General features: G+C 49.0%; 19 protein-coding genes, 2 tRNA genes and 1 pseudogene. 5 read left to right on the top strand and 17 right to left on the bottom strand.

Annotated features, from left to right (window positions below):
• Nucleotides 1–132: 132 nt before the first annotated feature.
• Nucleotides 133–216: pseudogene (locus F3F93_RS01835) on the top strand (IS1595 family transposase); the annotation flags it as partial.
• Here the strand turns inward: F3F93_RS01835 and F3F93_RS01840 are convergent.
• From F3F93_RS01840 to F3F93_RS01870, 7 genes are all read right to left on the bottom strand, one after another.
• Nucleotides 211–609 carry a group II truncated hemoglobin gene (locus tag F3F93_RS01840; protein ID WP_176957459.1) on the bottom strand — a complete coding sequence of 133 codons (399 nt, stop codon included), beginning with the start codon at nucleotides 607–609 and terminating at the stop codon, nucleotides 211–213. The pseudogene F3F93_RS01835 and the gene F3F93_RS01840 sit on opposite strands and share 6 nt — an antisense overlap.
• Before the next feature lie 102 nt (nucleotides 610–711).
• Entirely contained in the window at nucleotides 712–2133 is a 1422-nt protein-coding gene (gene hemN, locus F3F93_RS01845) for an oxygen-independent coproporphyrinogen III oxidase (RefSeq protein WP_176957460.1), read from the bottom strand.
• Complete coding sequence (locus F3F93_RS01850) at nucleotides 2133–2909, bottom strand: cytochrome c (protein ID WP_241696895.1); 777 nt, start codon at nucleotides 2907–2909, stop codon at nucleotides 2133–2135. The genes hemN and F3F93_RS01850 overlap by 1 nt, the downstream gene beginning before the upstream one ends.
• 192 nt (nucleotides 2910–3101) lie before the next feature.
• Nucleotides 3102–3389: a cytochrome c gene (locus F3F93_RS01855; protein WP_176957462.1), complete on the bottom strand. Its 288-nt coding sequence runs from the start codon at nucleotides 3387–3389 to the stop codon at nucleotides 3102–3104.
• Between the two features lie 109 nt (nucleotides 3390–3498).
• Nucleotides 3499–4239, bottom strand: a complete 741-nt coding sequence (locus F3F93_RS01860; RefSeq protein WP_176957463.1) for a hypothetical protein — start codon at nucleotides 4237–4239, stop codon at nucleotides 3499–3501.
• 84 nt (nucleotides 4240–4323) lie between these two features.
• On the bottom strand, nucleotides 4324–5757 hold the full coding sequence (locus F3F93_RS01865) for an HD domain-containing protein (protein WP_176957464.1): 1434 nt from the start codon (nucleotides 5755–5757) through the stop codon (nucleotides 4324–4326).
• A 128-nt stretch (nucleotides 5758–5885) separates the two neighbouring features.
• On the bottom strand, nucleotides 5886–6461 hold the full coding sequence (locus tag F3F93_RS01870) for a Fe-Mn family superoxide dismutase (RefSeq protein ID WP_176957465.1): 576 nt from the start codon (nucleotides 6459–6461) through the stop codon (nucleotides 5886–5888).
• Between the two features lie 278 nt (nucleotides 6462–6739).
• On the opposite strand from F3F93_RS01870, the gene F3F93_RS01875 reads away from it, so the two are divergent.
• From F3F93_RS01875 to F3F93_RS01885, 3 genes are all read left to right on the top strand, one after another.
• Nucleotides 6740–7582, top strand: a complete 843-nt coding sequence (locus tag F3F93_RS01875) for a cation diffusion facilitator family transporter (protein WP_176957466.1) — start codon at nucleotides 6740–6742, stop codon at nucleotides 7580–7582.
• 1 nt (nucleotide 7583) lies between these two features.
• Nucleotides 7584–8453 carry a hypothetical protein gene (locus F3F93_RS01880; RefSeq protein ID WP_176957467.1) on the top strand — a complete coding sequence of 290 codons (870 nt, stop codon included), beginning with the start codon at nucleotides 7584–7586 and terminating at the stop codon, nucleotides 8451–8453.
• A 62-nt stretch (nucleotides 8454–8515) separates the two neighbouring features.
• Nucleotides 8516–8592: transfer RNA gene (locus F3F93_RS01885), tRNA-Glu, on the top strand.
• Nucleotides 8593–8681: 89 nt separating this feature from the next.
• On the opposite strand, the gene F3F93_RS01890 is transcribed toward F3F93_RS01885, so the two are convergent.
• Complete coding sequence (locus F3F93_RS01890; RefSeq protein ID WP_176957468.1) at nucleotides 8682–9143, bottom strand: flagellar basal body-associated FliL family protein; 462 nt, start codon at nucleotides 9141–9143, stop codon at nucleotides 8682–8684.
• A 123-nt stretch (nucleotides 9144–9266) separates the two neighbouring features.
• Here F3F93_RS01890 and F3F93_RS01895 point away from each other — a divergent pair, with 123 nt between their 5' ends.
• Nucleotides 9267–10448, top strand: coding sequence for an iron-containing alcohol dehydrogenase (locus tag F3F93_RS01895; RefSeq protein WP_176957469.1), 1182 nt, complete (start codon nucleotides 9267–9269; stop codon nucleotides 10446–10448).
• Here F3F93_RS01895 and pgsA read toward each other — a convergent pair.
• The 9 genes from pgsA to F3F93_RS01940 form a co-directional block, all read right to left on the bottom strand.
• On the bottom strand, nucleotides 10420–11016 hold the full coding sequence (gene pgsA, locus F3F93_RS01900; protein WP_176957470.1) for a CDP-diacylglycerol--glycerol-3-phosphate 3-phosphatidyltransferase: 597 nt from the start codon (nucleotides 11014–11016) through the stop codon (nucleotides 10420–10422). The genes F3F93_RS01895 and pgsA overlap by 29 nt on opposite strands.
• Before the next feature lie 58 nt (nucleotides 11017–11074).
• Nucleotides 11075–11380 (bottom strand): DUF3467 domain-containing protein, encoded by a 306-nt coding sequence (locus F3F93_RS01905; protein WP_176957471.1) that lies wholly within the window; start codon nucleotides 11378–11380, stop codon nucleotides 11075–11077.
• Nucleotides 11381–11389: 9 nt separating this feature from the next.
• Nucleotides 11390–12181 carry a nucleoside triphosphate pyrophosphohydrolase gene (gene mazG / locus F3F93_RS01910; protein WP_176957472.1) on the bottom strand — a complete coding sequence of 264 codons (792 nt, stop codon included), beginning with the start codon at nucleotides 12179–12181 and terminating at the stop codon, nucleotides 11390–11392.
• 269 nt (nucleotides 12182–12450) lie between these two features.
• On the bottom strand, nucleotides 12451–13215 hold the full coding sequence (locus F3F93_RS01915) for an Arm DNA-binding domain-containing protein (RefSeq protein WP_347239168.1): 765 nt from the start codon (nucleotides 13213–13215) through the stop codon (nucleotides 12451–12453).
• 398 nt (nucleotides 13216–13613) lie between these two features.
• Nucleotides 13614–13688 (bottom strand) — tRNA-Glu (locus tag F3F93_RS01920).
• Nucleotides 13689–13716: 28 nt separating this feature from the next.
• Nucleotides 13717–16149 (bottom strand): response regulator, encoded by a 2433-nt coding sequence (locus F3F93_RS01925; RefSeq protein ID WP_176957473.1) that lies wholly within the window; start codon nucleotides 16147–16149, stop codon nucleotides 13717–13719.
• Between the two features lie 18 nt (nucleotides 16150–16167).
• Nucleotides 16168–17607, bottom strand: coding sequence for a methyl-accepting chemotaxis protein (locus tag F3F93_RS01930; RefSeq protein ID WP_176957474.1), 1440 nt, complete (start codon nucleotides 17605–17607; stop codon nucleotides 16168–16170).
• 90 nt (nucleotides 17608–17697) lie between these two features.
• A complete protein-coding gene (locus F3F93_RS01935) occupies nucleotides 17698–18150 on the bottom strand; it encodes a chemotaxis protein CheW (protein WP_241696896.1) in 453 nt (150 codons plus the stop codon).
• Complete coding sequence (locus F3F93_RS01940; protein WP_176957475.1) at nucleotides 18150–20345, bottom strand: ATPase, T2SS/T4P/T4SS family; 2196 nt, start codon at nucleotides 20343–20345, stop codon at nucleotides 18150–18152. Before F3F93_RS01940 ends, F3F93_RS01935 begins: the two co-directional genes overlap by 1 nt.
• Nucleotides 20346–20443 lie beyond the last annotated feature (98 nt).

The raw sequence follows: 20443 nt of genomic DNA on the forward strand, positions 1-20443 counted from the left end.
ACAAATTCACTATCTGCCTGCAATTCAATCGGTTTAACTAAGGTAAAATTCCCGGCAGCAGCCTGAGCAAAGACTTAAAGCAGAATAAAAAGAATGGGGTTTGACTAGAACAGGGTGTGCTCATGGAGTGTAGTCTATACAGTGATTGTTCCGAATTGCGCTCAAGCCACGTTACAAAAGATTATTAGTGGAAGAGTCGTAATGCCACAATCAATTCGGATGGTTGCGCATGAAATCGGCGACGCCGTAGAGGGCGGCGTAGAGCTCATCTGAGAGAGTTTTATCAGTTACAACGTCTGCCAGTGCATGTCTCATGCAGAGCATCCACTGGTCGCGTTCAGATTCGCCGATTTTGAAAGGCATGTGGCGCATGCGCAGGCGAGGGTGGCCGAACTTTTCGATATAGAGTGAGGGGCCTCCCATCCAGCCGGAGAGGAACATGAAGAGCTTATCTTCGGCCGATTGCAGGTTGTCCGCATGCATCCAGCGGATGGTCTCTGCTTCCTTTAATGCATCCATATGAAAATAGAATCGCTGCACGAGGCGGCGCAGCGGTGCTTCACCACCAATGCGTTCATAAAAGGTGCGGCTATCACTCTGGATTTGCATAGGTATTCCTCGTCTTGTTTATGGGCGGGCAAGATAGCTATAAAAAAGGCCGGGGTTAAACCCGGCCTTAATATGGTCTTACGTTTACTCTGATAAGAGCAATCAGATGGTTTTAGAGAAGCTGGAACCCTCTTTTTTCTTCTGCAGATACTCATCGAATACCATCGCAACGTTACGGATCAGCAGGCGACCTGCAGGCAGCACGGTCAGACCGTCTTCACGCAGTTCAACAAGGTTATCCCTGGCCATCTCATCAAGGTCGGCAATGCCATCGGCAAAGTGCTCCTTGAAGTTGATGCCGAACTCGGACTCAAACTGCGAGTAATCGAGTGAAAAGTCACACATCAGGCGCATAATCACCTGACGACGCAGATGATCTTCATCCGAGAGGATATAACCGCGGAATACCGCAAACTCATCGTTGTTGATGGCCTCGGCATAAGGATCCATCTCTTTGGCATTCTGGAAGAATCCACCACCAACATAACCGATTGAGGTAACCCCCAGACCAATCAGATCGCAATCGGCCTGGGTGCTGTAACCCTGGAAGTTTCTGTAGAGCTTGCCGCTCTGCTGGGCGATGGTCAGTTCATCTTCGGGTTTGGCAAAGTGATCCATGCCGATAAATACGTAACCTGCATCCAGCAGCTTGTTGATGCTGTGCTCAAGGATGTTGAGCTTCTCCTGCGGCGTAGGCATGGCTGACTCATCAATACGACGCTGTGGCATAAACATGTGCGGCATATGTGCATAGTTAAACAGCGCAATCCGGTCAGGATCACATTCGATAATGGTGTTCAAGGTGGCATCAAAGGTTTCAACAGTCTGATGTGGCAGGCCATACATCAGATCGATATTCATCGACTCAAAGCCGTGCTGACGTGCTTCAGCGAGCACGCGCAGCGTCTCTTCCTTGGACTGAATGCGATTCACCGCCTTCTGTACAATCGGATCGAAATCCTGAACACCCATGCTCATGCGATTGAGGCCAATTTCCTGCAGGACACGAACCGTATCCTGATCACACTCACGCGGATCAATTTCAATACTGAACTCACCCTCATCTTTGGGGACAAAGTTAAAACGCTCACGCAGGCGCGTCATGATCGCACGCATCTGATCATTGTTCATAAAGGTTGGTGTGCCACCGCCAAAGTGCAGCTGGGTGACCGGACGCCGTGTATTGCCCATCACATCAGCAACACGGTCAATCTCTTTGAGCAGCAGCTCCAGATAGGGCGCTGCACGATCATACTGTTTGGTGACGATTTTACTGCAGCCACAGTAGTAACAGACTGTGTTGCAGAACGGGATATGGATATAGAGTGAAAGCGGAGCATCACTATCAGCCACATCTTTCAGTGTCTGCGCATACTCTTTGGCACCGATACCGGTGTGAAACATCGGAGCGGTAGGGTAGGAGGTGTAACGCGGCCCGGCCTTGTCATACTTTTTGATAACTTCCAGGTCAAAAAGATCAGCGCCCCCCAATTGGGAGGCGCCTCTATCGGAGTGTAACGTCATTATTTAGTACTCTTCCTCATATGCGCAATGATATCGGAGATATTATCAGCAGAGAGTTTACCAACATCCTTACCTGCACGATCGATATGACGACCATGAGTGATGCGCAGGTCAAGCAGACGGTCAGAGAGATCAGCAAGTGTACGCTTGGATGCAGCATTGCCGGTCAGCTTGATCGCTGAAGGTGTGCTATGGCAGGAGGCACAGTTTGAGGCGTAGAGTTTCTTACCCTTGGCCGCATCTGCTTTGTAACGCAGCTCATGGGCGTAGTTGGCAACATCGGCGATATCCTTGTTGGTCAACTGATGACGTTTACTGGTCATCTTGGTGCCCGGGCGACCATAACGCATGGTGTGCGCCATCTCCTGCAGGGTCAGTGTTGAATAAACCAGATTTTTGGCACCCATGCCTGTCTTGGCACGACCATCGAGCCCATGACAACTTGCGCAGACCGCTTCAAAACGGACTTTACCATTCGCCAGGTCAGGGGTGTATTTGAAGGTCTCCATATAATCGATTACAGCTTCAATCTGCAGGCCATCAAGATCATACTTCTTCGGCGTCATCTCTGTGCCGGCAATGCCGTAGTTGATAATGCGGCGCAGTTCATCGCGCTCAACCAGTCCTACCACTGCGCGATGGTCGCGAGCAGGGAATGGCTTCAGTGATTTACCAAATTCCGTTGGATTGCCATCAACCCCATGACATGCAGCACAGTTTGCCTGGTAGAGCGCCTTGCCATTAAGGCTGTCGTCTGCATTTGCAGAGATAGGCATAATGAGAAGGGCAAGTGCAACCCCTGTTATTCGTTTGAAATCCATAAGTAATCTCCTCCCGTGTGAAGTGCTAACTATTTACCACACGGATTCTTAGCGCAAGGGTTTGTGCAGCAGATCAACCAAGGCCAACCAGCTTATTGCAGCTTTTAAAAAATAGAGCCCTGAAATGATCAGGGCTCTACCAAATCTTTACTGATTGCTCTGAATGAATGCAACCAGTGCATCAATCTCTTCGCCGCTCAGTTTGTTGCCATAGGTAGGCATCATTTTACGACCATCTGTGATAGTAGCCTTCAGAGCAGCGGCATCAGTTGTCATCTGCTTCAGGCCAGGGCCCATCTTTTTGCCATCGATCTTGTGGCACATTTTGCATTTGCTACCGAAGAGCTTGGAAGCATCAATATCAGAGGCCAGAGCAGACTGGGCACTCAGGCCGAAAAAGGCTGCTGCCATCATCATCACAACTGTTTTTTTCATGGGGTTTCTCCTTGTTTTCTCCGCTATGGGAGGATATTAATCTCTTGTTGCAACTGTTGTAAGAGTAATGTTTGCGCGACAAGCCTCAAACATTACACCTCTTAACCTCTTACATCTCAATAGGCTCTACTTTTGGATGATAGAACCACATCTGGTAGAGCGACACCAGAATCTGAATGGTCAGGGATATTCCCATCAGGCCACCGGCAATCACAACCACAAAGGCAAAGCCGGGAATAAACTTGGTGATATACCAGGAGAGGATATCAACAAGGATGGCCAGGAACGGTATGGCAACGGTAATGCGTTTGGTCATCACAGGCATTTCACAAAGAATAAAGATACGGCCAACGAAGAAGAGAATAAAAGCTATGCCGAAGAGATGGATATGGGAGACGCGCACCAGACTCTGGATCGAAGCGCCGGTATCAGCATGGGTCAGTTTTACAACATCTTCATAGCTGGTCAGAGGCGGCAGCCCCATTTCGGCTTCGGCCGAGTGGCAACCGATACAGTTGCTGTTCAGGATAGGTGCCACATTGAGTTCAAATGCAGCTTTATCATTGCCGCCCTCAATCCAGTCAACAATCACCTGTTTCTGCTCATCATTATCCAGATTGCCAGCCATGCCGCCGTTTAGTGCAGCACCGAGGCGGGTCTGCTGGTGTTCACCGTAGTAGGCGATCTTCACATCCTCGACTGATAGCCCAGCTTGCCCATCACGCCCTTCGTGAGAAAAAAATGTATGGCCCAGGGCGAAAAGATAACCCAGTCCGATGGTGACAAGGAACATGGTATCAAGTATTTTTTCACTGACAGAGGCATCGGAAAAACGACGATAGTGGGGCATGGAAACTCCTGATTTTTCTTGCAACGGCATTATAGCGGCACGAATAAAATCGTCAATGAAAGACCAATAAAATCAAATAGTTGACTATTGACCTCGGGTATCTTCCTCTAACCCCTGATTCCAGGGCCTGTAATCGTGGTACCACTGCATGGCTGAAGGCCGGTCGAAAATGGTCCCATCAAGTTGCGCCTGATAGGCCTTGCTGAGGATTTCTCCCATGCCAGGGCCAGATCTTTCGCCCAGCTCAAGCAGCATCTGACCAGTGAGCAGGGGTTCGGGCCTGTTGTGCTGATGTTTCAGCTTGCGGGCAAGATTGAGCCAGATAAGCGCCGGGCGCGATGGTGGGGCCGGATAGCGGCCAGAGGCATCGGCTTCGACCAGCATCTCCCATAACTCAATGTTTGCCGGCATCAGTCGGTCAGCAAGTCTGCGCACAGCGCGAGCGGTCGGTTCTCCATGCAGGTGGGTAATGTGCTCTTTGACCAGCGGTAAAATCAGATCAACAAGCCTCGAAGGTGTCGCAATCCTCTTCAAAAATGATCTGCTTATGGCGACACCGGCCTCAGCATGGCCTGGAGAGCAGATGTTCCCTTTGTCGTTGATAAATGTTGTGTCCGGTTTGCCCACATCATGGCAGAGCGAAGAGAGTACAAGAAGCAGACGAGTCTCCTCCGGAAGTTTTTCTCTGCTGGAGATCATCGCAGCCTGATCACAAACCTGAAGCGTGTGATTCCATACTGTGCCTTCCGGGTGCCAGTGTGGCGCCTGATCGCAACCAATCATCGTTTTCAGCTCAGGGTAGATGGCCAACCAGCCGGAATCTAAGAGAGCAGCCAATCCATATGAGGGGTGAGTGGAGAGCGCCCACTTTTTCCACTCATGCCAAATGCGTGAGGTGGGGAGTTTTTCCGCTTCAGCAAGCAGACCTTTACAGAGAAGAGCGGTGTCAGGGTGAAGTGACAGCTGGAAGCGGGCGGCAAACTGCATCGCCCGCAGAGGTCGAAGCGGGTCTTCTGCAAAGGCAGGGCTGACATGTCTTAGTGTGCCCGCTTGCAGATCCTGCAGGCCGCCATGAAAATCGAGCAGTGACTCATCCAGTGGATCAAACATCATGGCATTAATGGTGAAATCGCGACGCAGAGAGGCTTTTTCAGGACTCAGGTGTGGATCTGTCTGTATAGAGAAGCCGCAATGGCCCGTTGCTGTTTTTCGCTCGGTACGAGGCAGGGCAACATCGATCTCAAGATTGTCCATCCAGAGCTTCTGAATGCCAAACTGTTTGCCAACAGACTCTGTCCTGCCCATTGCTGTTAACAGTATCTTAAGTTGATCTGCCTCAAGGCCGTAGACTTCAAGATCAAAATCTTTGGGGTTTTGGCCCAGCAGCATATCACGCACAGAGCCGCCAACCAGCCAGCCCAGACCGCCAGCCTCCCTGATCCTGTTGCAGAGCTTGATGAGTCCGGCAGGAAGGGGAATGGCTTTTAACTGCTCTATTGCGCTCTTCTCATTCGACATCGCCTCATTCCACGTATGAACATCGGCAATGGCAAGCCCTCATAGCATAAGAGCCGGAAACCAGGCCCGGCTCATTTAAATTATGCTGAATTTTTTACATTAAGATACACTATGTAAACTATTGTTCGTTAAAGGTTATCTGAAACAAATTTCCAGTTTACCAGTTTCCAGAATGCCTGCAGGTAAACGGGGCGGGCATTGCGGTAATCGATGTAGTAGGCGTGCTCCCACACATCACAGGTGAGCAGGGGGTTATAGCCATCGGTCATCGGATTGGCTGCATTGCTGGTGTTGATAATCTCAAGTCCACCATCTTCATTTTTCACAAGCCAGGTCCAGCCTGCCCCAAAATTGGTGGCTGCCGAGGTGGTGAACTTCTCTCTAAATACCTCAAATGAACCGAAGGTCTCGTTGATGGCCTCAGCCAGTGCACCGGCAGGTTCACCGCCACCTTGAGGTGACAAGCAGTTCCAGTAGAAGGTGTGATTCCACACTTGTGCGGCGTTATTAAACAATCCTCCGGTTGAGTTGAGAATGATCTCTTCCAGTGAGCTGTTCTCATGCTCGGTACCGGCAATCAGATTATTCAGATTGGTCACATAGGTGTTGTGATGCTTGCCATAGTGATAATCCAGCGTCTCCTCGGAAATATGAGGGACCAGTGCATCTCTGGCATAGGGCAGTGCAGGCAGTTCAAAAGGCATTGTTTCACTCCTGTTAACATTCTTTCAGAGCCAAAGTGGCCCATAGTTAGCTATTGTAGTTCAGCCTGACCATTTCAGCCAACCCCATGCAGATCATGGCTTTGGCAACCTGCTTCTGTTAATGCCGATCTTTTGGTCTCGTGGATTTGCCTTGATTTTCTAATGGTTGAATTCTTGTCTCTGTTTCTCAATGATTAACTGATGAATGAATCTTCTGTTTTGAGCGATCTCTAGTGTCCGGTCACCATCATCATGGACATACGCATTACCATCTGGATATGGCGCTGCTGTTAACTGCGCTGTTTGCTATTGTGGAGTTTGCTGGCGGATGGATATCCAACTCGCTGGCGCTACTGGCGGATGCCGTGCATATGAGTTCTGACGTCATAGCACTTGGCGTTGCTGCATTCGCAGGGCGAGTTGCCATGCGGCCGGCACACAGCGGTATGACCTACGGTTATGGCAGGGCAAGGGTGCTAGCTGCACAAGCCAATGGTGTGGCGCTCTGGTTTTTGAGTGGCTGGATCGTATGGGAAGCGCTGGGTCGCCTGCTTGATCCTCCCGAGGTAGAGGGCTGGATCGTAATTGTAATTGGTTGTGTCGGCCTTGTGGTCAATCTGGTCATACTAAGATGGCTGCATGGAGCGGATGATATCAATACACGTGCTGCCTACTGGCATGTACTTGGCGATGCGCTGGGTTCAGTCGCTGCCATTGTTGCCGGAGCTGTAATTTTTCTCACCGGCTGGATGCCGATTGATCCGATTCTCTCGTTTCTGGTTGCAGGCATTCTGGCCTGGGGTGGCTGGAGCCTGCTGCGCGAGACCACCGGCGAACTAATGGCGGCTACCCCTTCCGATGTTGATATTGTGGTGCTTGAGAAGCTTATGTGCGGCGTAACCGGTGTATCAGGGGCGCATCATATCCATCTTTGGAAACTGCCGGCAGGAGGCAGGGCATTATCAGCCCATATCGTTGTTGAAGAGTTACAGCATTGGGATCAAACACTGGCACTTCTGCAACAGCATCTGCGTGAAGCAGCCATTGAACACGTCACACTGCAGCCGGAATCAGATTCTCAGAACTGCAATCATCACTGCTGCGAACCCTGTGACCACTAACATGGATACCGCTTTAAGTAATGCGCTGAACCATTTTTTCAAACAGGAGGGGCTGCCTGAAGGTTATATGAATCTCGTTCACGGGCATTTAATACCTCTGACTGCATGGATACACGAGCGCAAACAGGAAAAACCTTTGGTGATCGGCATTAACGGTGCACAGGGCAGTGGCAAATCGACCATGAGTGTAGCCCTGGCAATCATCCTGAAGCACTGTTTCGGGCACCGTGTTGCGACACTCTCCATTGATGATCTTTACCTGAGAAAAGAAGAGCGCAACAGACTCGCCACTACAGTTCATCCACTATTTAAAACCCGTGGTGTACCGGGCACCCATGATATTCAGCTGGGTGTAGATACGATCGTCAAGCTGATCACTGAATCAGGAGACGTTGCGGTGCCACGTTTTGATAAATCCACCGATGATAGATGGGACGAAACCGAATGGCCTTGCTACCGGACACCTGTCGATATCCTGTTCCTTGAGGGGTGGTGTGTCGCAACGCCGCCGCAGCCTCAGAATCAGCTTCTTACAACAGTCAATGAACTTGAGGCATCAGAAGATAGAGAGGGAGTCTGGAGACGTTTTGCAAATGAGGCACTGGCGAGTGACTACCAGCGGCTCTTTAGCAAGATTGATGTGCTGTTATTCCTGAAGGTGCCTGGATTTGATGCTGTCATGCAATGGCGGGGCAGGCAGGAGCGTCAAACATTCAAGGCAGGTGAGGGGATGGAGACTCAGCAACTGACACGATTTATTCAACATTTTGAACGACTGACGCGGCACAGTCTTGAGAAACTTCCAGGACTTGCAGATGTAGTGATTGAACTGGATGATCAACAACAAATCATTCACAGGATTCACAGATAACCGAGGTGCAATTTTTGATTGACGCAAAAAAAACCTTCGCTATTGTTCGCCGCGTCCAACAGGTCCCCATCGTCTAGTCGGCCTAGGACACCGCCCTTTCACGGCGGCAACAGGGGTTCGAATCCCCTTGGGGACGCCAATATAAAGCACTTACGGGAAACCGTGAGTGCTTTTTTTTATTCAGACATCAAAGTATTTAATGGTTTAAAGTCGCTAATTCCCGATCACTTACTGAGAAACAAAATCCACAAAGAAGATGTCGCGTATGGGATCCTGCCCGACAAGTCGGTTAATACGTTCAATGAGGTCTCTCTTCAGAGACTCTTTGCCTTCCTGAGTGCGAATATCGGCAAAGGTTTGAGCTGAGAGGAGATTCAGAATCAGGTCTGTCACCTGTGTAATATTGCGGGTGATTCGCTCCTGTGAATCGGCTCCATTCAACAGGACAGTTATCTTGATACGCAGGAAGTTGTTGTCCGAATCACTGCCATGCAGGTTGACTGTTGTCTCACCCAGATCCATGAAAACAGGCTCGACCTCTACAGTCTCTTCTTCCTCCGCAACAGCCACCTCATCCGCTGTCTGCTCGACTGGTGCGCTCTTCTCATGAAGTTTCCACGCTACAAACCCTTCAGCAGAGAGCGTGATAAGCAGCAGAAATGTGCTGATAATTGGAAGCAGCTTGTTCATGAATGGCAATCATAAGCCACAAGCTGCTAGGTACAAGAGCCTTGTAAGCGCATCCATTGCGCATGTGTATTTCCGCAACCTCAAAATCTGGTCGCCATTGTTATCTCCTGTTATTGTGCAGAGATGAACGCTCCATTCAGTTTTGCTTCCACCCCTCATATCCATTTTGGTGCAGGAGTTCGCTTTAAACTCGCGGATATCCTTCACACCTATGGCACCAGAATCCTGCTGGTAACCGGTGGCAGATCATTTGATGACTCACCGCTGTGTGGTGATTTGATGCAGCAACTTGCCTCAATGTTCGAAATACACCGCATTAAAGTCACCGGAGAGCCTTCACCGCAGCTTGTAGATGGCGCTGTTACTGAACATCGCGCGTGGGCTCCTGATGCAGTGGTGGCGATTGGCGGTGGCAGTGCTGTGGATGCAGCCAAGGCTATTGCAGGACTACTGCCTTCAGGGGAGTCGGTCATGGAGTACCTGGAAGGGGTAGGGCGCGGAAAATGTTATCAGGGACCCTCCACACCCTTTGTTGCTCTGCCAACAACGGCCGGAACCGGCGGAGAGACCAGTAAAAATGCTGTATTGTCGGTGATTGGTGAAGCGGGTTATAAAAAATCATTCAGGGATGACGCGCTGGTCGCAAAACAGATACTTCTTGACCCTGAACTGACACTAAGTTGCCCTAAAGCTGTCACAGCCTCCTGTGGCATGGATGCTTTCACGCAACTGCTTGAATCCTATGTTTCAAGCAGAGCATCTGCGATGAGCGATGCGCTGGCCCTAAGCGGGCTGGAGAAAGTAAGGGATTCACTGCTCGTGGCCGTTCAGGACGGTAGTAATCTGAATGCGCGCTCAGGCATGCTCTACGCTTCATCCATCTCAGGCCTGACGCTGGCCAATGCCGGGCTGGGGTCGGTACATGGACTGGCATCCCCGCTTGGAGCCTTTTATCCGATTCCACACGGCGTGGTCTGCGGAACACTACTGTTTGAAGCAACGCGTTTGAATATCCAGGCCATGCTGGAGCGCGAGCCTGAGAATCCGGGACTATTCAAATATGCACATGCAGGGCGCCTGTTAACGAATCAACCCGAACTCAGTGAAAGTGAAGCGCGTAGCGCGCTTTTGAAGCTGCTAGAGGAGTGGAGTAAGAGACTGGAGATGCCTCTGATATCCCATTATGGCGTTGATGAGGCCGGGCTTGAGAAGATTATTGCTAATATCAGTGGGGGCAGCATGGCTACGAACCCCATTGTTTTAACCGACAAAGAGATCAGAGCGCTTCTTCTTTCCCGTCTGTAGGCTTTTGAGGATTCTCTTCATCTGATCGACTCATCAGTTCAGGCCATGCCCCTTTGATATAGTCGTAAGCCGACCAGAGGGTGAGCGCTGCAGCGACCCACAGCAGGGTGAGTCCGACATCGTGCATTGATATGCCAAGAATATCGACGTGCAGGAGAAGAGCGATGATCGAGACCATCTGCAGGGCGGTTTTCCATTTGGCAATGAGTGAGACATGCACCACTGTAGAGCGCTCTGCCAGCCATTCACGAAGTGCACCAATGGTGATTTCACGGCCAATAATAACCACTGCCAGAACCGCAGGGGCCATCTCAGCAGAGACAAGCATCACAAGTGCAGCAGCTACAAGCAGCTTATCTGCTACAGGATCAAGAAAACGACCGAATGCAGTGATTTCACCACGGCTTCTTGCCAGGTACCCATCCAGCCAATCTGTAAATGAGGCAAGCGTGAACAGCAGGGCGGAGATCCAGTAGCTAAGCTCACCGGGAAGATAAAAGGCGGCCATGAACACCGGGATGATAACAACACGGCCGAGGGTAAGCTGATTGGATATAGTCCATTGCATGGTGATAAGTATTACCGTCCTGTATTTAACGTAAAGAGTTAATCTTAACTATTTGTTTTTAATGGGTTTTTACCTTAGCGGCGGGCGCGGAAGAGAGGGGGCTTACATTAATTTCACCAAATGTAGCCTCGTAACGAATGATATTCTCCTGAAGTGCGGCAACCATACGCTTGGCATGTGCAGGAGAGATGACCACGCGTGAATTTACAACACCAGCTGGCGGCGTGACGAAAATAAAATCGAGAATAAACTCCTCAGGACTATGGGCAACCACCAGTTGATTGGCATAACTGCCACGTTGCACCTCAGGTGGAATCTGAACCTGAATATCCTGTGGCGCCTCTGGATTATCATTGTTATCCATTGTAACTCCTTAACCTGTAATGCTTTTTGAACGACTGTAGAGCTCTTCCTGTTGATCAAGGTCGAGATCTTTAAGTGAAATTCCTTGCTGATCAGCCAAACGCTCCATCATTCTAAAGCGATCAGCAAACTTTCGGTTGGTGCTCATCAGGCAGAGTTCTGCATCCAGATCGAGTTTTCGGGCGAGGTTGGCCAGCGTAAACAGCACGTCACCAAACTCATCTTCAATACGCTTCAGATCCTTGCTATGTGTCACTTCATGCTCAAGCTCATCTAGCTCTTCACGCATTTTTGCCAACACATCGGTTGCCTTGACCCAGTCAAATCCGACACGTGCAGCACGCTGTTGCTGCTTCTGTGCATATTTAAGAGCTGGCAGAGGAGGGATTTCATCCATCAGACTTGTCCGGCTCTGATGCTCTGCATCCTTCAGGCTGTTCCATTGGTCAGTTAGATCATCCGGATTGGCCTTGTCAAAAACATGTGGGTGGCGATAGATCATTTTATCGATCAGCGCATCGATAACATCAGAGAAGGCAAATTTATCGGACTCCTCGGCAATGCGTGAATAGAAGAGTACCTGGATGAGCAGATCTCCGAGCTCTGATTTCAGTGGCTCCCAGTTATCATCTGAATCGGCGATATCAATCGCCTCAAGGACTTCGTGCACTTCTTCAAGTGTATAGCGTCGAAGAGAGAGCAGGGTTTGCTCCTTATCCCATGGACACTCTTCACGCAAAACCTTCATAAGAGCGTATAACTTTTCGTAATGATTATCTTTATTCTTAATACGTCCTGGCACGCACTATCTCCAATACTTTACATAATATCCATTATGCGACGTTATGTATTTTATTATGCAAGTCGACCTGAAGGGCGAAAAAATTAAAATCAGCTGCACACTACCATAACATGCGCCCTCTCGTTCATCATAGCTATGAATACACTATAAACACACAGAGATAAAATTAAGAGCCTCTGCCCACCAACATAAAAAGATTGTATCAAAGCAAATGGAATGCACAGCAACTTATTTCAAATCAGAAGAGAAAATGAGAGAACTAGAAAATCCTACTCCTGCTCTGTAGAAAATTCAGGCTTCCGGATGCCGGGAATCCATACACTGCCCAGTGATGCATCCAATCCGGGTTGTGTTAAATAGATACCCCATAGTGCACCACATTTAAGTTGAATCGCATGTTGTTCAGATAACCAGGCAAGATCTGTTCTCAGGCGATCAAAGGAAATATGAAACCCTTCTGAATGCAATGATTCAAGCAGAGTCGCTTCATTTGTCGTGAAATTTTTTGTGCGAGCAAGAATCTGAATAATACGCAATCGACGCCCTTCTAACCGCTGCTGTTCAGCATCATCAATCACCGCCGGTCGCTGTTGCACACTACGTTGATTTGACTCTTGTGCTGATGTTACAGAATTCTTTTGCTCTACAGATGCACGAATCTCTTCGCGCTCCTGTTTTCTGATCTCTCCAGGGTCGATGTTTTGCGCCAACAACGCCTTTGCTGCCTCACGCTTTTCGCGAGCTTCATCCAGGCCGACAGTCGGATGAACACCAAATGCCAGTGTCTTCTGTTTGCCGTCAAAACGGTAAGCCAACTTCCAGTATCGACCTGAGGATTTAACCAGCAGGTAGAGTCCGCCACCATCACTGACCTTAAACTGGTTTCTTCCATACGGAACTTTCATTGCTTCGATCTCTGCTTCAGATAACGCCATTCCCGACCTCTCTGTTGGTTCTTTTTCATAAAATAAGAACCAACATAAAGACCAACATCTTAACGTGTTGGTTCTTTTGTTGGTTGTATCATATTGCACGCTATAAAAACAACAAGACAATCATTAAAACCAATCATAAAAATAAAAGAACCAACAATTATATCCATGCCGTCACTTCACGTGTCGATGCATCAATTCAGCTCATGTACGCTTAGATAAACGTACCTTAAACGAATATAAGAGTGTCACTTTGCCCCCTTCTCTCTGTTAAATTGAATCAGATAAGAGTGTTGCTGGTGAGTTTTCAGAATCCACGCATGAGCTTATTTTCATTACTGATAAAGCAGTAGTAGTTGGTCTGGATAATGCGCGAATTCGATACAACCCCGGAGTCGGAGCGCATTGAAAACAAGGTCATGTTTCACGAATTATTCATTACGGGCGATGAACAGGCATAAAAAAAGCACTCACGCGTTAACGTAAGTGCTTGATTTGTTTGGTACTCCGTAGGGGAATCGAACCCCTGTTTCCGGCGTGAGAGGCCAGCGTCCTAACCGCTAGACGAACAGAGCATTTTGCGGAGGGCGATTTCTATTGCGATCACTCCCCTACGTCAATGCCCAGAATCGATCTTATCGTCTTATTTAGAAGATCTTCATGGCCTTTCAGGTGCCGTTTGCCCAGAAATGCGTTGGCGCCGGCTTGCATGGCTCGTTTTTTATCTTTTTCTGCTTCCAGCGTGGCAATCACCATAATTGGAAGTTCGGCATAGCGCTCATCTGCCCTGACTTGTGCAATCAACTCAGCACCATCAATGCCGGGCATCTTCATGTCTGTAACCATAAGCTGGTAGACCTGCAGGCCGATCTTCTCCAGTGCATCCATACCGCCAACTGCAGTTTCTACAGTGAATCCAAGCGATTCGAAGATCATCTTCTCTATTTTAAGGGCGATTGTTGAATCATCGACAAGCAGTACTTTGTGAGAGAACTCAGAAGCCTCTGCAGCAGTGGCCTCTTCTATAAGGCCGGAATCATACTCAGGAGATGTCCGCCACATCTCTTTGAGCCCGTTGGGTTCGATAAGTAGCAGAACGGTGCCATCCTCAGCAATGGCATTACCCATAAGCCCTACTGGCTGGTAGAACTTCAGGTATGGATCAATATCACGCACGATAATTTCACATTCATCATGCACTTCATCAACCAACACACCGAGAAACCCTTCAAAATGCTCAACAATCATGATGTTAGAGCCTTGGTGACTCCTTTCTGATGTATTGAGTGCCGGATAGAGATCGATAATGGGTACGCGATGCCCCTGATAACTGATATAACCCTGATGGTAGGCTCCGTGCCCCTTCTCAACGGTCTGTGTATCCAGAGAGAGTACCTTCACGATCAGATTGGACAGCATGCCAAAACGGTTGCCTGCAACAGAGAATGTATTGGCCTTCTGAATGGCCACACTCACCGGTAGATTAAGAATAAATTTGGTTCCTTTACCAGGTTGAGTCTGAATGTGGACTGAACCGGTCACTTCCCGCATGGCATTCATTACAACATTCAGCCCGATGCCCCTGCCCGCCGCCTCATTTGCCACCGCCAGCGTAGAAAAGCCGGGGTGGAATATAAGTTCAAGAATCTCTGATGAGTCCATCTCTTCTGCTTCACTGGCACTGATGATGCCTGAACTTACTGCTTTATTGCGCAGCTGTTCAATTTTAATGCCCCTGCCATCATCAATAACCTCGATGCAAACCTTAGTTCCCTGCTGCCTTGCGGTAATGGTGATCTGCGCCTCTTCAGGTTTACCTGCTGCAAGCCTCTCTTCAGGCGTTTCAATGCCGTGGGCTACTGCATTATTGATGAGGTGTATTAGAGGCTCTGATAGCGACTCTGCTGCCAACTGATCCATCTCAATGGCATCACCAGAGATAAGCAACTGCACTTTTTTACCACTTCGGGCAGCAAGATCACGTACTGTTCTTGGAAACACTGAAAACAGACTGCTGATCGGGCGCAACATCAGGCCGAAAACCTGCTTGCGCAGATCATCCAGCATGGCTGAGGAGCGCCTCTGCTGCATGCGTAGATGCTCTCCGGTTTTATGCAGTTGACGCAGTCGCTGGTCAAATTCAGAGCGATGATCAACGCTTTCCTGTGTCGATGAAGGGGCAAACAGCAACTCTCTGAGCTGTATAAAATCCTGCATCAACCGATCCAGTTCGCCTTCTAAAGCACTGCTACGATAACGATCCGAGCTCAGTTCGATAATCTGATTTGAGAGTCTGTTCAAGCGACTTCTATCCACGCGCAGGAAATTTCCGGAGCTGTTATCAACCTCGCGCTTGGATGCCTGTTCAAGCGAAGCGATATCAGGGCGAAAGCAGATCTCCTCTACTGCAACCGAAATGTCGGCATCACCACCCTTCTGCTTTGAAACTGCTTGATCGGAACCCTTCTCAGGTTTGGGCTTCTTCAGTGACCCCTCAATGGTGCCCATGACTGCTGCAATGAGATTCCTGTTGATCGTCATCTTCTTCGCAGCCGGTTTGCGTGGCCGCCTTCTCACAGCCGGTTCAGCTCCCTCCTTTTGAACTGGCGCAGTGTTACCTTCTGCCTGCTCAGCCTTTTTAATCTCGGAGGTTTTACCGCAAATCTTATTGAACTGCTCTGCATATGGTGCGCTATCAATTCGTATTTCAGCATCAGGATGTTTAAGTCGCTCCACTAGCTGATCATGAATATCGAAAATAAACTGCATCATCGGATGTGATTTTGGATCCGGTTTTTCAGCTTTTACAAACGCAACAGCATCTTCGAGCAGGTGACTGAGCGCACTGATATCCTTGACGCCAAGCATCTCTGCAGAGCCTTTGATGGTGTGTGCATCTCGGCACAACTGTGCCAGCCCCTGTTCATCAAGTTTTCCTGACTCAAGAAGCACCAGCCTTCGATTTACGGCTACCAGTCGCTCTTTGGCCTCGTCAAAAAACTGAAGCAGAAAACCAGATAGATCAAAATCTGTCATTTGAATGGCCTTATGTCTTTACGACATGTTCTGCAGACTTTCAGATGCTTTGCTTAATCGCGCAGAGGCTTCGTTGGATGCATGGAGCTTACTGCCGGAGACCTGCAGTAGCTCCGAGATGTGCTTCAGGGCCTGCAGAATTTTCTGATTCCGCTCATTTTGACGCAATGTAGCTTGAATCACAGTGCCGGAAGAGAGGCTACCCTTCTCTGACATGTTATGAATCTTACTCAGTAATCCTGAGACACGATGAGAAAGTTCTTCAATACTTTCAATGTGTTGGGCTCTATCACCTGAGGTTGAAGCAGCCACACCATCGCGCAACTCTTTTACAATGGCACGGATCTCATCACTGTTTAAGCGAATCTGATTTGCCATGCGCTCCATCTCATCTACCACTGAGCCAGATGTCCCGGATGATTCGATCGAGGCATTCACAGCCATGAGCTGCGCCTCATCTGAAACCTCACAGATCTGCTCAAGCACACCGATCAGCTGGTCGGCTTTACTGTTTACCATACTGATTTTGCTATGGTCCTGGTTTACATCACCTTTCAGCGCTTCGACAGCTGCAAGGATATTCTCCACCTCCATCAAACCGCCCTTGGCAAATGAGGCTGAGACAGAGGTAGCTTTCTCTACGCCGGACGCTGTTGTTGCAATGTTACTTCCGGAGTCGGCAATGAGTTCAAGTCCTTTAATCACCTTCTCCATGAAGCGTGTCTGTTGCTCTGAAGCACTGGCCTGCGCTTTGTTGGCATCAAGAATGTCTCCGATTCCGGTTGCTACACTTGAAGATGCCCTGGAGAGCTGCTGGGCATGTTTGAGTAGCCTCCGGCTCAGGAACTCCAGCAGAAGCACAATAAAAATGATGAAAGCGAGCAGAATATAGAGCTGCATGGTCGCCTTCTCCTGTCGTGCTGCCGAACTTCGATTAAGCTGTTCTTCAAGTCCTTGAACAATGGATTCAAGCCTGGACTGGGCACCCAGCACCAGATTCTGAGCAAGAATGGTTACTGTTCCGGCCTGATTGACTGCAATCTTCTGATCGGCCACATCGCTGGCGATATTCATCACCTCGCTCATCAACTGATGCACTTTGACCAGTGACTTGTGATGCTCTGCTGTCAGATTTGGGATCGTTTTAATTACAGCATAGGTCGTTTCATAATGCTTGATGGCATCTTTCAGCTTCTGAAAATTTTTCTCATCAGCAGTCAGGGCAAAGTCATTCAGCGGAGAGATGACATCAAACAATGTGGCTTTGAAATGTTCAATATTAAACTGATCGCGATAAACATCTTCCAGCGTTGCCATGGCGTCCCGGTCACGCTGGAAGGCAACAAAAATAATAGCGATAAGAGTAATGAAAAGTAACAGTGATAGTACAGAGTTACGCTTGGCCATCTGCATCAATGAAACCTGCTTTACTGACCTGTTTTCAATACTATCTTCCATGATGCTCCCCTCTCTGCTTCAGCAATTCCCCTGCCGAATCAACTTTAGCAGGATATTTTAAAACAGTTCAATACTTTATACTTTGTCGGATCAGTGAAATAGCTTGCCTGTATCGAGGAGAGCGAATCTAGAGCCGTCGATGTCGATGTCGTGCACCGTATCAGAGCTACTCTTTGTCGGCTTCAACAATCGGGTTTCTACTTTTCTAAGTCGTTTCACCTCATCCACCCATACAGCCACATGCATCACCGGGTGGCGCAGAACCAGAAAACGGGCTTTGGAACTACTCCCGTCACTGCTGATGGCAGACAGCGAAGATACTTTGACCACATCAATAACCGAGACGATCTGACCATGAATGTTGGCAAGCCCCAGAATATGGTCTGGCCCCATAGGCACCCTGGTCAGCGGCAGAGGTCGTACCACCTCACGAATCTCTGATGAGCGAATCAGCACCTCACGGCCGCCGATCACGACCTGAAGAAGATCCGTCTGCTCACTGCTCATAGCGGCTACTTCACCTTTATCTGCTTTAATCTCCATCAATGTAACCTGGACCGGAAATTCTGATACAGAGCCAGCGTTTTTCTTACCCTGGCTTGTAGCTTCAGGGGTTCAACCGGCTTACCAATGTAATCATCTGCACCGGCTTTTAGGCCAAAGACCTCATCCTCTTCACTCTTGCGTGCCGTCAGCAAAATAATCGGCACATCATTAAAACGTTCCTGTTCACGCATGCGTTGCAGAAGCTCCACCCCGGTCATGTTCGGCATCTCATAATCTGTAAGCACAAGGCTCGGTTTTACGCGCTGCAGCATCTGCCATGCCTGCTGCCCATCTTCGGCCTGAATCACCTTATAACCGTCGGCATCCAGGATGAACTCCACCAGATTACGAACACTACTGGAATCATCTACGATCAGAATGATCTGCTGATCGGTATCTGTACTCTCTTGCAACTGCGCCCTATCGCGTTGCTTCTGCAGTTCACCAAAAGAGATAAGCTGCTGATTCTCATCCAGATGCTCGCTTACCTTATAATCTTCAGGATGAGGACAAACACGCATCACCTCCTGAATGCTGGTCTGACCGGAAAGCACCTTAGAGAGGCCATCCTCAAACATGGTAAACATCCCCTCCTCCCGGGCAACGTGCATCAATTCACGATCTGTTGCCCCTCTGGCGATGAGTTTGCGCATACGATCATTAACATAGAGCACTTCATGGATGCCAAGTCGCCCTTTATAACCGATATCCATACATGACTTACAACCCACCTTGTCATAAAAGACAACATCTTCAGGAATATCCAGTCGTTCAATCAACTCTGCAGACGGCTTCACCTGTGTTCGGCATTTTGGACAGAGGCGGCGCACCAGTCTCTGTGCAACCACCAGATTCAGAGAGGAGGAGAGCATCATCGGCTCGATACCCATATCGATCAGGCGGGTAATGGTAGATGGCGCATCATTGGTATGCAGCGTGGAGAGCACAAGATGGCCTGTCTGAGCGGCATGCAGCGCAATTTCAGCAGTCTCCTCATCACGAATCTCACCAATCATCACCACATCGGGATCCTGTCGCAGAATCGAGCGCAGCACTGTGGCGAATGTCATACCCGCTTTAACGTTAACCTGAACCTGATTGATCCCCTCGATCTGGAACTCAACAGGATCTTCAATGGTGATCAGGTTCATCTCCTCATCTTTGATGTGATGCAGGAATGAGTAGAGCGTTGTGGTTTTACCACTACCCGTTGGGCCGGTTACCAGCACGGCACCGGTAGACTGGCCGATACACTCTCGAATGCGCTTGTAGGCAAGCTCTTCAAAACATAACACATCAAGATTAAGGGCAAGGCCACCCTTATCCAGAATTCGCATTACCACCTTTTCGCCATGCATGGCGGGCAGCGTGGAGATGCGCATGTCGTAACTCTTGCCCCACAACTTGATACGGGAGCGACCATCCTGAGGTGTTCTGGCGTTAGCAATATCGAGTTTGGACATGATTTTAATACGAGAGACAACAAGCGCATGCGCTTTGGACGGGAACCTGAGCATGGGCCGCAGGCGGCCATCAACACGCAGGCGTACCACACTCTGACGCTCACCCGGTTCAATATGGATATCCGAACTGCCGATTTTCATGGCCTGCACAATGACACCGTTGACCAGTTTGATGATGGGTGAATCCTCAGCGCCCCGTTTGAGTTCATCCAGGTTGGCAGACTCTGTTGTTGAGTCCATCTCCTGAGTAAGGGTGTGCTCCTCATCCAGATCTTCCATCGCCGCATCAAATGCACTATCACTATCCTGATACACCTCTGATATTTTACGGTGAATGTGATCAGGTCGGGTAAAGTGAGGAATAATACGTTTGCCCAGCTTAAAGCCGAGTGCGTTAAGCATGTTCAAATCCAGCGGATCGCCTGTGGCGATATGGATATCAGTAGCATTATGCTTTAAAGGTACAAAATGGTAATCCAGACAGAGCTTTTCCGGACAGATCTCAAGAAGCTCATCATCGATTTTAATGTTGGTGAGATCGATATAGGGCGTTTTAAAAATTTTGGAGAGTGCAGAGAGAAGCGCATCAGGCTCCACATCCGGCAATTCCAGAAGACAGAGCAGAAGCCCCTTCTTTTTGTTGGCTTTAGCCTGCAGCTCAGCCTCGGCAATTTGAGCCTCTGTTACCACCCCCAGCTGAATCAGTTGCCGTTGCTGCTTTAAATGCATAGATCCCTTTAAAACCCCGAAGCATGATTTGATACGTTAATGACTTTCAGTCAACCTACCAAACATAAACCACTTTTATGAAACTGGAAAGAACTCCT

It is taken from the genome of Mariprofundus sp. KV, from assembly GCF_013387475.1.
Taxonomy (GTDB): domain Bacteria; phylum Pseudomonadota; class Zetaproteobacteria; order Mariprofundales; family Mariprofundaceae; genus Mariprofundus.